General features: G+C 45.0%; 11 protein-coding genes. 5 read left to right on the forward strand and 6 right to left on the reverse strand.

Annotation, left to right across the window (positions count from 1 at the left end):
- A partial coding sequence (locus tag B4033_RS03325) for a sensor histidine kinase (RefSeq protein ID WP_286832089.1) occupies positions 1–887 on the reverse strand: 887 nt, incomplete at its 3' end.
- Here B4033_RS03325 and argH point away from each other — a divergent pair.
- Both argH and B4033_RS03335 read left to right on the forward strand, forming a co-directional pair.
- Entirely contained in the window at positions 878–2,308 is a 1,431-nt protein-coding gene (gene argH, locus B4033_RS03330; RefSeq protein ID WP_286832090.1) for an argininosuccinate lyase, read from the forward strand. The genes B4033_RS03325 and argH overlap by 10 nt on opposite strands.
- A gap of 29 nt (positions 2,309–2,337) precedes the next feature.
- Entirely contained in the window at positions 2,338–2,607 is a 270-nt protein-coding gene (locus tag B4033_RS03335) for an oxidative damage protection protein (RefSeq protein ID WP_005220695.1), read from the forward strand.
- 836 nt (positions 2,608–3,443) lie between these two features.
- On the opposite strand, the gene pgsA is transcribed toward B4033_RS03335, so the two are convergent.
- The 3 genes from pgsA to uvrC form a co-directional block, all read right to left on the reverse strand.
- Positions 3,444–4,031: a CDP-diacylglycerol--glycerol-3-phosphate 3-phosphatidyltransferase gene (gene pgsA, locus B4033_RS03340; RefSeq protein ID WP_008302472.1), complete on the reverse strand. Its 588-nt coding sequence runs from the start codon at positions 4,029–4,031 to the stop codon at positions 3,444–3,446.
- A gap of 107 nt (positions 4,032–4,138) precedes the next feature.
- Complete coding sequence (locus B4033_RS03345; protein ID WP_286832091.1) at positions 4,139–4,933, reverse strand: acyl-CoA thioesterase; 795 nt, start codon at positions 4,931–4,933, stop codon at positions 4,139–4,141.
- A gap of 116 nt (positions 4,934–5,049) precedes the next feature.
- Positions 5,050–6,849 (reverse strand): excinuclease ABC subunit UvrC, encoded by a 1,800-nt coding sequence (gene uvrC / locus B4033_RS03350; protein ID WP_004890610.1) that lies wholly within the window; start codon positions 6,847–6,849, stop codon positions 5,050–5,052.
- A 225-nt stretch (positions 6,850–7,074) separates the two neighbouring features.
- Between uvrC and B4033_RS03355 the strand changes: the two genes are divergently transcribed.
- Positions 7,075–8,124 (forward strand): AAA family ATPase, encoded by a 1,050-nt coding sequence (locus B4033_RS03355; protein ID WP_286832093.1) that lies wholly within the window; start codon positions 7,075–7,077, stop codon positions 8,122–8,124.
- A gap of 21 nt (positions 8,125–8,145) precedes the next feature.
- Here B4033_RS03355 and B4033_RS03360 read toward each other — a convergent pair whose 3' ends face one another.
- Both B4033_RS03360 and B4033_RS03365 read right to left on the reverse strand, forming a co-directional pair.
- A complete protein-coding gene (locus B4033_RS03360; RefSeq protein ID WP_004813613.1) occupies positions 8,146–8,562 on the reverse strand; it encodes a PH domain-containing protein in 417 nt (138 codons plus the stop codon).
- Positions 8,563–8,694: 132 nt separating this feature from the next.
- On the reverse strand, positions 8,695–9,756 hold the full coding sequence (locus B4033_RS03365) for a diguanylate cyclase domain-containing protein (RefSeq protein WP_008302481.1): 1,062 nt from the start codon (positions 9,754–9,756) through the stop codon (positions 8,695–8,697).
- A gap of 514 nt (positions 9,757–10,270) precedes the next feature.
- Here B4033_RS03365 and fadB point away from each other — a divergent pair.
- Entirely contained in the window at positions 10,271–12,424 is a 2,154-nt protein-coding gene (gene fadB / locus B4033_RS03370; RefSeq protein WP_286832097.1) for a fatty acid oxidation complex subunit alpha FadB, read from the forward strand.
- Positions 12,425–12,436: 12 nt separating this feature from the next.
- The gene (gene fadA / locus B4033_RS03375) at positions 12,437–13,609 is read left to right on the forward strand and encodes an acetyl-CoA C-acyltransferase FadA (protein WP_286832099.1); all 1,173 of its coding nucleotides are present in this window, start codon (positions 12,437–12,439) and stop codon (positions 13,607–13,609) included.
- Positions 13,610–13,652 lie beyond the last annotated feature (43 nt).

Below are 13,652 nucleotides of genomic sequence, written 5' to 3' on the forward strand. Positions count from 1 at the left end.
GGTTGTAAAGTCAGTAATGGAATTTGGACTTGTGAGTATAAGTCTTTGTTTTCTAATTTCCATTCAAGCTGCAAACGATCCCCAAGTCGAATTTGCTCAATCTCCAGATAACGTTGGCACAAATCGATTTCTTCTTGCAAGCTGACCAGCTTTAATTCCTGAAAGCTGGCACGAAACAGTCGGGACAGATTGAGCAGCATATGTTCCGCTTTATCGGGATCAATGCTGATCAGGCTGATAGCACTATTTAAACTATTAAATAAAAAATGTGGTTGAATCCGGGCCTGCATGGCCTGAATCCGTGAATTTAACTCGCTATGGCGTTGACGTGTCCATTGCTCCCTTAAGTAAAGATAACGAAAACACAAAGTTCCGAGCAAAATTCCAAAACTCAGGTGCATTCCGACCTGCTTAAAAGCAATTTCAGATGTAAGATCATACAGATGAAAATTTATGCCAAAATGTATCAGAATGTTTAAACTAACTGTCGTTACCAGCACGATAGCCTGTAATAACAAGAATCCGGTAATCAATGCAGATTTGATCCCCATACGATCAAAATACTGGTGAAACAGTTCTACACAAGCCGCAAATGATAGCAACACCCAGTTAATATAGAGGATGTATTGCAGCAAGTGCATAAAATTGAGCGCTTGCCAGGACTGGGCTTCTGCCAGACTCAGTACCAAAGCCAAAACATTACCGCCAACAAACAGTTCCAGCAGATAACGCCAATTGCCAATCTGGCCAAAAAAATAAGAAGATTGTTGCTGCCCCATCGGATCTGTAACAGATTGAGCAGATGGGACTTCGGCAACAGCCGTTGAATTTGCTATACTCTTTTTCGTTCTACTGCTTTTAATCTTATTGAGCCGACATGACCACATCTTCTAATTCCTCAAATCCATCACAAGCCCAGACTTCGGGTATGTGGGGCGGTCGTTTCTCTGAAGCGACTGATGCTTTTGTTGCTGAATTTACAGCATCTGTACAATTTGACCAACGTTTTTATAAACAAGATATTGCGGGTTCAATTGCGCATGCAACCATGCTTGCAAAAGTGGGCGTGCTGACTGAACAAGAACGTGATGACATCATTGAAGGCCTGACTGCGATTAAGGCAGATATTGAAGCAGGTAATTTCCAGTGGCGCATTGACCTTGAAGATGTGCACATGAACATTGAGTCACGTCTGACTCAGCGTATCGGTATTACAGGTAAAAAATTACATACTGGCCGTAGCCGTAATGACCAGGTGGCAACCGACATCCGCCTTTATGTCCGTGATGAAATTGATGCCATCCTAAAACTATTAGAGAAATTACAAAAAGGCATTTTGAGCTTGGCAGCGAAAAATACCAATACCATCATGCCTGGTTTTACTCACCTGCAAACAGCACAGCCTGTGACTTTTGGTCACCACTTGATGGCTTGGTTTGAAATGCTGGTCCGTGACTCTGAACGTCTGATTGACTGCCGTAAACGCGTCAACCGTATGCCACTGGGTTCTGCTGCTTTAGCAGGCACTACTTATCCAATCGACCGTGCTTATACAGCTGAACTGCTAGGTTTTGAAGCAGTGGCTGAAAACTCATTAGATGCTGTTTCTGATCGTGACTTCGGCATCGAATTCAATGCAGCAGCATCTTTAATCATGATGCACCTGTCTCGCATGTCTGAAGAAATGATTCTGTGGACATCTGCACAGTTCAAGTTTGTGAATATTCCGGACCGCTTCTGTACTGGCTCATCGATCATGCCACAGAAAAAAAATCCGGATGTACCTGAGCTGATCCGTGGTAAGACTGGCCGTGTGTATGGCGACTTGATGAGCTTGTTGACTCTAATGAAAGGTCAGCCATTAGCCTACAATAAAGACAATCAGGAAGACAAAGAACCACTATTTGATGCAATTGATACCGTTCGTGGTTCATTGATGGCATTTGCGGATATGATTCCTGCACTGGTTCCAAATATCGAAATCATGCGTGAAGCAGCGCTTCGTGGTTTCTCGACTGCAACTGACCTTGCAGATTACCTGGTGAAAAATGGCGTTGCTTTCCGTGATGCACATGAGATCGTAGGTAAAGCCGTTGCGCTTGGTGTTCAGGAAGGCAAAGACTTGTCTGAACTCACCCTTGAACAATTACAGCAATTCTCTGACCTGATCCAGGCAGATGTATTTGAAAAAGCATTAACTTTAGAAGCCTCTGTAAATGCGCGTAACCACATTGGTGGTACTGCACCTGTACAAGTCGCAGCAGCAATCGAACGTGCTTATGCACGTCTGGAAAAACTTTACGCTTAATTGCGCTATCTTAAATTCGGAGTATTGATATGTCTCGACAAGTATTTTGCCGTAAGTATCAAAAAGAAATGGAAGGCTTAGACTTTGCACCATTCCCAGGTGCAAAGGGTCAGGAACTGTTTGATACTGTATCTAAACAGGCTTGGCAGGAATGGCTGAAGCATCAAACTACATTGATCAATGAAAAGCGTTTAAACGTGTTTGAAGCGGATGCAAAAAAGTTTCTTGAAGAACAACGTGAGAAGTTTTTCAATAATGATGAATCATTGGAAAAAGCTGAAGGGCTAAAGCCTGAGTGAAACTTAAAGCGTTGCTTTAAGTTTTACGCAAGACAAACACCAAAGGTGTGCGTAGGCTTTAATTAGAAAGAGTCTCTTATGAGGCTCTTTTTCTTTGTAAGAGCACTGCTCTGCCACGCCGCAAGACAAGCAGCCATGCTGCGCGTAAGCTTTAATTTAAAAAGAATCTCCATCATTAGACAGACTCTTTATATGACGCTCAACATGATTAAAGACAGGAACCATCCTCTCAAGTAAAATCCGAAAAAGGTTTCTTAAAGCATTTTTTAATTTTCTCACCCACCTTTCTCTTGATTGCAGAAATGTACCATAAATAAGCAAATAAAATCCCTAGAATTCCCTTCATCTAGTTATCTATTTTCTAATCAATAGATCATATCCTTCCTCTTTTCCTAAACTTCTCAGAACAACAGCTTGCATCAGTTTTAAGATCATTTTTTGTCAATATTATTTATTTTATAGATTAAATTTATTTTAAATATGAAGTTTTACTAATCAATTAAGTTTAAAAATGCTGAATTTACTTATCCAATTTAAAGAATTTAATTATGAGTCTTATTAGATTTAAGCCCTTCATTCATCTCAAAATAATAGATTGTAAACGGCAGATACATGCCACTATAGAAATGCAACATTACACTACAAGAATGTACATGAATTAAAAAATGGATTTCCTATAATAGCAATTAAGAGGATGGCAACATCTTTGTATAATAGCGATAAATATCCCCGATTTCATCCCAGTTCTTCCCCCAAAGGCTGGGTATTTTTTTGCCTGCAAATTACTATACCCCATAAAAAAAGCCCCAGTGACTGGGGCTTGATTCAATATTCGATTAAGGCTGTTTCAGGTAGGGCCAAGCCGCTTTCAGGTAGATAAACATCGACCATAAGGTGAGCACAACTGCAGTATAGAGCAATGCATAAGCCAGCATATCTAGCGGCTGCCAGTTAAGCAGAAATACGGTAATTGCGATCATCTGGAAGGCGGTCTTGTATTTGCCGACTGTAGACACCGCCACACTGGTTCGCGCACCCAGCTCAGCCATCCATTCACGTAAAGCTGATACCGTAATTTCCCGCGAGATAATCACAATTGCAGCAAAGGCCATGGAGATCGAAGGCTGCCATTGCACCAGTACAATCAGTGCAGCTGCAACCATCAGCTTGTCTGCCACCGGATCCAGGAATCGACCAAAAGCCGAAGTCTGATTCAATGTTCTCGCCAGATAGCCATCAAACCAGTCCGTTACCGCCGCAACCACAAAAATTGCAGTCAACAGCATATGACGCGTCATATCCGGATTGCTTTCATCAATCCCCATCGCCGGCGGCCAATAGGCCACCAATAGAAAGACTGGAATCAGGACAATACGTGCCAAGGTCAAGATGTTTGGAATATTCAGGATACGACCTGTAGTCATAGACACCGCCAATTGTTCCCCTCATGTACGATGAAAATGCACACTTTTATTGAGGTTTGATCCATCGTTAATAGGCTTCACTTTATACGAATTGGCCAGCAGTGTCACTAGGCAAACACTGTCACTGTCTGTCTGGCAATCGCAATCAGGCGATTTTCAGCATCCCACAGATAGGCATGTTCTGTCGCGTAGCCATCTGCTGCATGATCAGTAAATACTTTATATTTAAACCAATCATTCAACTGATGTTGTACTGGATGCACATAGGTCACCGTCCAGTTGAGGCTGCTGGCTGGTGCAATCTGCTTAAACATCGGCAATACACCGGGTGGCCAGATATCAAAAATTGCCAGCAGGTCAGCAACTTCAAATTTGCGGTTTGCATGTCTTTCCGGATCAAAACGGCACCATCCGCCAAAATCAGGATGATCACTCCCCGTGCATGGCAAATTCACTTCAGCCCAACGAACCTCAAACTGCTGGTAACATTCCGGCATACCTACGTTTGAAGGAATGCTAAACAGGCTTTCTGGAGCTGGATAATCCGGAGCAGATGCCTCCTGATGTACTTGAATAGTCGAGTCACGTGCTACACCAAAACTGGCTAACAAGATACTCTGCACTGCATCATCCTGCCACAGGCGAACTTCAACCGTAGTGACGGATTTACCCTCACGCAGAATTTCTGCAGTTAACCTGACTGGCCGTTGCTGGACCGGCCCCACAAAAGTCACGCTGGTGCTTAAAAGATGTTTCGCCGGGTCATTAATGCTCAGCACCGCTTTTTGCATCATCATCGCCGCAGCCAGACCACCATACAGGGTCCGTCCTTGTAACCATCCTGCTGGAAGATCAACCCATTCCTCAACAGCAATCGCTGCATACACCTGTTCCAGTGTCATTGTGCATCCCTGTGGTTCATTTTAGTTCTGATATCATTCAATAAATTTGAATTGATGTGAATGCTCAATGACTTCTCCGTCACTGAGCACTTTGGCAAATGATTTAATTTGGATCTTTATTCATGCAGTACTTTATAAATAGTACGAGCCATGACTTCACCTAAGCCTGGTACTAACATCAAGTCTTTCTCTGAAGCCTTCAGCACACCTTGAATGCCACCGAAATGGGTCAGCAGGTCACGACGGCGTTTTGGGCCCAGACCGGGAATCACTTCCAGAACTGAAGAGCCTCGTTTCTTGTCGCGTTTGGCACGGTGTTTGGTGATTGCAAAGCGGTGTGCTTCATCCCGTACCTGTTGAATCAGATGCAGGGCTTTATGATCTTCGGGAAGTTGAATCTTGGTGCCATCAGTAAAATGTAAAGTTTCCAAGCCTGGTTTACGTCCCTCACCTTTGGATACACCCACCATAAAAGCGTCCAGACCAAGATCCTGCATGACTTCCATTGCCATATGCAGCTGTCCCTTACCCCCATCAATCAGTAACAGGTCGGGCAACATATGCTTTTTATAACGTCGGGTCAGCGCCTGACGCATTGCAGCATAGTCATCGCCTTCGGTAATGTCGTTAATCGAGAACTGGCGATAATCCCGCTTACGCGCACCGCCACTATCAAACACCACACAGGATGCTACGGTTTCCTCACCCATGGTATGCGAGATATCAAAACACTCAATCCGATCCACAGGATGTCCCACCACCTGCTCCAGCTGATGGAAACGCTCATTCAATTCAAAGTGATTCGCCAGTTTCGATTTAATCCCTTGCAGCACATTCATTTGTGCCAGTTCCAGCCATTCGGCACGGGTTTCCCGAACCTTGGATTTAATCTGGATTTTTTTATCAAAATGCTGGGCCAATGCCTGTTCCAGCTCGTTACGATCAGTCACTTCTACATTGACGATCAGTTCTGCTGGAATTTCATCCGCAACCTGGAAATAGAAGTTGGCAATAAAATCACTCAACATCTGACTGAGATCATCACCCTGGATATCCGGGAAATAGCTTTTACCTCCCAGCATTTTACCATTACGCACATGCATGATCTGTACGCAGGTCACGCCGGCCTGATGGGCAATCGCCAGAATATCGGCTTCACCTTTGACCTTGTAGATCGCTTGATTGGCTTGAACATCACGTAACAGAGCCATACGGTCCCGATAAAATACAGCCTTTTCAAATTCGAGCTGTTCGGCAGCAGCTTCCATTTTGGCAATCAGCTGCTGATTCAGCTCCTTGGTATCGCCTTGCAAGAAGCGAATCGAGTTGTTGACATCTTCCTGATAGTCTTCAGGTGAAATCAGTCCGACACAGGGGCCTGAGCAACGCTTGATCTGGTATTGCAGGCAGGGGCGCTTACGCTGTGCAAAATAGCTGTTTTCACACTGGCGTACATTAAACAGTTTCTGTAAAACGATCAAGGTATCCTTGGCATTGTAAGCACTTGGATAAGGTCCAAAAAACTTGCCCGGTTGATGTTTGCCCTTGCCTCGACCTGCTGCAATCCGTGGATAAGGTTTATCACTAGACACAAAGATATAGACATAGGATTTATCATCGCGCAGCATGATGTTATACGGTGGACGATGCAGCTTGATCAGGTTTTGCTCTAACAGTAATGCTTCAGTTTCAGAACGCACCACCAAAGTCTGAATATCATAAATCCGCGCCACCAATGCTTGGGTTTTCGGATGTTCAAGGGTCTTGACGAAATAACTGGATACGCGGTTTTTCAGGTTTTTTGCCTTCCCCACATACAGCAATTCTCCATCCTTGCCATACATCCGGTATACCCCCGGAAGTGTGGTCATATTCGCCAGGATTTTTTCAATATGGGGACGCGCGTTCTCGTTCACCTGCAACCTATTTTTCACATGCAATATGCAGATAATGTGATGCTTATTGCCTGATTTTCAAGCGCGGTGACAAAATTACCATCAAGCCTGCCCACAAGTGAAGTTTATAAATATGCAATCCCGGTTAATTTATAGGCTCGCCGTTATACTGTGATTGCTAAAAGCTATAAATTTCAACTGATATCTTTGTTATGCTCGACGGGTTCGTTTTTGAGATTCCCCAAGATGACCACGCAGCATTCCGGTTTCCATATCGTCCAGCCTGGTACCTCCACGCATACTGCTTCGGAACGTGACCGCCTGATTGGCAAGCCACGCTTTCACTTTGAATCCAAGGCAGTCATGGACCTGCTTCGGGAACGGATTATTGGGCAGGATGCTGCGCTGAATGAAATTGAAAAGATGCTACATGTGGTCAAGGCTGATTTTTCCAGCCCGGATCGTCCCCTGTCCGTGACCTTGATGCTTGGCCCAACCGGAGTAGGTAAAACCGAGACCGTGCGCCTGATCGCCGAGGCTATCTATGGACGTCCAGATGCGTTTTGCCGTATCGACATGAATACGCTGGTGCAAGAACATTATGCCGCAGCGCTAACAGGTGCGCCCCCGGGTTATGTCGGCTCAAAAGAAGGTCATAGCCTGTTCGATGAAACTGCGATTGCAGGTAGCCATACCCGTCCGGGCATTATGCTATTTGATGAATTAGAAAAGGCTTCAACCGAAGTCATTCGAGGTTTAATGAACGTGCTTGATACAGGTCGTTTAACCCTTACAGCAGGCACCAAGACCATCGATTTTCGGAATTGTATGATCTTTATGACCAGTAATGTTGGCGCGCAAGCTGCCCAGCAATATCTGGAAAAGCTCAGTTATTTGCCGCAGCAGGTTCAGAATCTGTGCCTGAAAAAAGTACCGACACAGCGCATTATTGAAAAGGTCATGCAGCGTAAGTTTGATCCTGAATTTTTGAACAGGATTGACCGTACCCTGCATTATCAGGCTGTACAAAATGATGCTCTGCCACGACTGGTTGAGATTGAGCTGGAAAAACTCAATCAGCGATTACAGCATCAGAAGCGAACTGTGATCCTGACCGATACAGCCAAGGCCTATTTCTATCAAGGGCATGATATTCGCTACGGCGCACGTCATCTGGGTCGCAAGATGCGTACCGAACTAGAACCAGTTTTAGCGGTATATTTTTTAAATCAGCCTGAACAGTCTACGCTGAAGCTAGATTGCATTGAAGGCAATTTGGTGATTCAGCCCGAATAGCTTCAACCACAGAATGAGCGCTTAAGATGCCTGCTGGTTCTGTACCGCATTAATAAATGCCATCTGGTCTTTGGGTGAGATCAGCACAAATTTATTGGTTCCATCTTCACGATAATCCACGCGTAAACGTTTTAGGGACAAAGCAGGCGCAACAGATGAATAGTCAGTTGGAGTGACCGCCTGAATAGCAGCTACGGGAATCTGCCAGCTAAACCACATACTTTTGACGATCAATTGATCAGCAGTAAGCTGATATCGGGTATTCAGCACAGGCCACCAGATCATTACAATGGTTAGTATATAAACTGCGGTATGCAATGGATATTGCTGCATGGTGCCTTTGGCTGACATCACCAGCAGTAACTGTACCAAAAGTCCGGTCATACACACCAGAAAGGCCACCAGCCACCAGTCTTTTTTGGAACGAAATACCTGCATGTGTGCTCCCCCATTCTTAAAGCTATTGTAAATCTAAAAATAGGATCTACCAGCAGAATTACTTAACTCATCAGATATTTTAAAAATGATACAGCATGCAATAGCAATCATGAATTGCCGTATTGATTACTGTTATTTCCCTTTTAGTTTGTACTGTTTCTTGACCGCATACATCTTGTCATCGGCACAGCGGATCAGGCTGGCGCTATCCAGATAGCCGCTATTGGCATCGGCCTGATGAATCCCGACACTAAGACTGACCGGCATTGTCAGTTGGCTCAAAGTCTGCTCTACGCGTGGAATAAAGCTTTGCAAGGCATCTGCCTCGGTACAGTTCGGCAATACCACTAGAAACTCATCACCGCCATAGCGGAAACAGTAGTCTTCATCCCGGGCAATCTGCTTTAAGGTACTCGCTACTGCCTGAATCACCTGATCACCATAGACATGGCCATATTGGTCGTTTAACAGTTTAAAGTCGTTGATATCAATAAATACCACGGTCACAGGCGCATGCTGTTGCCGTGCACGATAAAGTAGTTCATTTAACATCGAAGTCAGGCTACGCACATTATAAAGCCCTGTCAGTGGATCCAGCCGGGACAGGGTTTCCATTTCCTGTGCATGTGCACCAAGTGCCATGGCATATTCCTGCAGTTTGTGATGGGAGCTATTCACTTCTTTGACCAGGCTCCAGATATAGGTTTCAACCACCAAGGTAATATCAAAGGTATACAGTTTTTCCAGGGTGTCCTGCACCTGCCGCGCCAGGGCTGCATCCGCCACATACTGTTCCACCAGTTTAAAGATGCCTAATTTAATCTGATGCAAGGCAGCCAGATACAGACGCGGCTCTACCCCAATACGTTTATGCACCAATCCGATACGCAAGCGGTTATTGACATAGACACTGTCATAGCAGCCAGAAAACAGATCCAGAATATATTGATGCTGGGCGACCTTGAGGCGTTTAAGCGTATCGACATCACCAATCAGATTATTAATTTCGGGTACAGAGGTTTGATAGTCATAAAATTCGGCCACAGTGTCCTGTAAGCCTGGCTCTATCAGTTCACGCACAGTCGCCAGTGCTGCCAGGGCTTCTTCGGTCAGTCCAAGTAATTGCTTGCGTCGCTGGATGTCGGGCAATGAAATCTGCATCTGCTGCATCAGCGTCTGATCTGTCAATTTCATGCAGTGATCTTCTTATTATTGTTCTAGGTTTTTACTTATTTTCACCCATTCTAAGCCGGGCCGATTCACAATCCCAGCCAGCTTATCGGCAAACTACTACCTCACAACCAAACTGCAACAAAGCTGGACTTGGAGCGCGATTTTGATCAGGCTGCAAAACAGCAACAAAGAAATTCTCTGACCTAAATTGACTTTTTTGACAGTAAAACAATTTTTTCAAAGACTTGAAAAGCCTCGCTATCACCCAATATAAATGGAGTTCTCATTAAAAAATTGTGAGCTGAAACAAAATCTTCAGTTCATTGTGCTTGATAAGAGCCATACTAGAACGCATAACAGCGAAAACAGTTCAGGCAAAAATAGATGACCCTTGCGTCACGGCTTGATACAACTTGTTATGTTCTTTTTGGATATAGTTATCGTAAGATTGGCGAAGCATAAATATGCGCAGGAATCGCGCATAGGCTCTTCACAACATCAACTTAGAAGTCCTCCAAAATAAAGGAGATCAGGCATGATCCACGCTGGCAATGCCATTACCGTCCAAATGCTTTCGGACGGAATTGCAGAATTCCGCTTTGACTTACAAGGTGAGTCGGTCAACAAATTTAACCGTGCAACAATTGAAGATTTTAAAGCTGCAATTGACGCGGTAAAAGCAGACGCTGACATTAAAGGTTTAATCGTCACTTCAGCGAAGTCAACCTTCATCGTAGGTGCAGACATTACTGAGTTCGGTGCGAACTTCGCGCAAGGCGAACAGGCAATTGTAGAATGGGCCTTGCCTGTTCATGACATCTTCAACTCTTTTGAAGATTTAGACATTCCTAAAGTTGCTGCAATCAATGGTCAAGCATTGGGTGGCGGTTTTGAAATGTGTCTGGTGTGTGACTACCGTGTCATGTCAGAAGCAGCTGCTGTTGGCTTGCCTGAAATCAAACTGGGGATCTTCCCGGGCTTCGGTGGTACTGTTCGTTTAAGCCGTGTGATCGGTATCGACAATGCAGTTGAATGGATGGCAATGGCCAATCCGAAGAAACCTGCTGCTGCGCTGAAAGACGGTGCTGTTGATGCAGTCGTTGCTGCGGACAAACTGCAAGACGCTGCAATTGATCTGGTTAAACAAGCGATTGCAGGTCGTCTAGACTGGAAAGCAAAACGCCAGGAAAAACTAGATCCTGTTAAGTTGAACATGCTTGAGCAAATGATGGCGTTCAATACAGCGAAAGGTGCGGTTCTTGCAAAAGCAAACCCTGCTCAATACCCAGCGCCAAAATTGATGCTTGATTCACTACAGGCAGGTGCAAGCCTTCCACGTAATGAAGCATTAAAAGCAGAAGCACAAGGCTTTGCCAAAGCTGCGGTAACACCGCAAGCAGGTGCGTTGATTGGTCTATTCATCAACGATCAAGTGGTGAAGAAAACTTCCAAGAAATATGAGAAAGGTGCACACCCTGTGAACCAAGCGGCTGTATTAGGCGCAGGTATCATGGGTGGTGGTATTGCTTACCAGGCGGCAAGCAAAGGCACACCAATCATCATGAAAGACATTGGTAATCCACAACTTGCTTTAGGTATGAAAGAAGCAAACGGCTTACTGACCAAACAAGTTGAACGCAAGAAAATGAAGCCTGCACAAATGGGTGAAACTCTTGCGCGCATCCGCCCAACTTTAAGCTATGACGAGTTTAAAGAAGTGGACATCGTGATTGAAGCGGTGACTGAAAATCCAAAAGTGAAAGGTATCGTACTGAAAGAAACTGAAGCGAAAGTTCGTGAAAACACGATCATTGCTTCGAATACGTCTACGATTTCAATCACGCGTCTGGCTGAAAACCTGGAGCGTCCTGAAAACTTCGTGGGTATGCACTTCTTTAACCCAGTGCACATGATGCCATTGGTAGAAGTGATCCGCGGTGCGAAGACTTCTGACGAAGCGATTGCAACCACTGTGGTACTTGCTCAGAAAATGGGTAAAACACCGATTGTTGTGAATGACTGCCCGGGCTTCCTGGTGAACCGTGTATTGTTCCCTTACTTTGGTGCGTTCGACCTTCTACTGAAAGATGGTGCTGACTTCCAGCAAATCGACAAAGTGATGGAAAAATTCGGCTGGCCTATGGGTCCTGCTTACTTGATGGACGTTGTGGGTATTGATACTGGCGTTCACGGTGCAGAAGTGATGGCGGAAGGTTTCCCTGACCGTATGAAGCCTGACTACAAAGGTTCAATCCAGGTGATGTACGAAAACAAACGTCTAGGTCAAAAGAATGACGTTGGTTTCTACAAATACGAATTGGACCGTAAAGGCAAGAAAGCCAAAGTGGTTGATCCAACTGCATACGAACTTGTGGCTTCTGTTGCAACTGCGGAAAAACGCGAATTTGATGCTCAGGAAATCATTGACCGTATGATGCTTGCTTTCTGTAACGAAACTGTTCGTTGCCTGGAAGACAACATTGTAGCAACACCTGCTGAAGCAGATATGGCGATGATCATGGGTGTAGGTTTCCCTCCATTCCGTGGCGGTCCATGCCGTTATATCGACCAGACTGGTGTTGCTGAATACGTTGCGCTTTGCGACAAGTACGCACACTTAGGTAAGGCTTATGAAGCGCCAGAAATGCTGCGTGACATGGCTGCTAACAATAAAAAATTCTACGGTTAAGGAGCAACGTGAATGGCTACTTTAAATCCACGTGACGTTGTCATCGTTGATGGCGTACGTTCAGCAATGGGTAAAACCAAAAATGGTATGTTCCGCAATGTACGTGCAGACAGCCTTTCTGCTGAACTTGTACGTGCGCTTGTTGCTCGTAACCAGTTCGATGTCAACGAAGTTGAAGACGTAATCTGGGGCTGTGTCAACCAGACTCTAGAACAAGGTATGAACATCGGTCGTAACATCGCGTTACTGGCAGATCTTCCTAAGACTGTTGCAGGTCAAACGGTTAACCGTCTGTGTGGTTCGTCTATGCAGGCAATCCATACTGCTGCGGCACAAATCATGACTGGCCAAGGTGATGTGTTCATCATTGGTGGTGTTGAGCATATGGGTCACGTAGGTATGATGCACGGCATCGACCTGAACCCAGAAGCATCTAAGCACTATGCAAAAGCGTCGAACATGATGGGCTTAACCGCTGAAATGTTAGGTCGTATGAATGGCATTACTCGTGAAGAACAAGATGCGTTCGGTGTTGAATCTCACCGCCGTGCTTGGGATGCGACTCAGGAAGGTCGTTTCAAAAACGAAATCATCGGTATTGAAGGTCATGATGCCAACGGCTTTAAACAGCTTTGCGACATCGACGAAGTGATCCGTCCTGATGCAAATCTTGAAGCGTTCAAAGCATTACGTCCAGTATTCGATCCGAAAGGCGGTTCTGTGACTGCTGCGACTTCTTCAGCGTTGTCTGACGGTGCGTCTGCAATGTTACTGATGTCTGCCGAACGTGCTCAAGCTTTAGGTCTTAAGCCACGTGCTGTAATTCGCTCTATGGCGGTTGCAGGTTGTGATGCTGCGATCATGGGCTTTGGTCCTGTTCCGGCAACACAAAAAGCCCTTAAACGCGCTGGTCTTGCAATTTCTGATATTCAAACTTTTGAATTGAACGAAGCATTTGCTGCACAGGGTCTGTCTGTTCTTAAAGGCTTAGGCATTTATGACAAGCAAGACATCGTGAACCATAACGGTGGTGCGATTGCACTTGGTCACCCATTGGGTTGTTCTGGTGCGCGTATCACAACAACGTTGTTGAACGTAATGGAACAGCAAGATACACAAATTGGTCTTGCGACGATGTGTATTGGTCTTGGTCAAGGTATCGCAACAGTGATCGAACGTGTTTAATTCTTAAATACGTGACCAAAAGAAACCCCGCAAAAGCGGGGTT

The organism is Acinetobacter sp. UBA3132 (assembly GCF_002364825.1).
Taxonomy (GTDB): Bacteria; Pseudomonadota; Gammaproteobacteria; order Pseudomonadales; family Moraxellaceae; genus Acinetobacter; species Acinetobacter schindleri.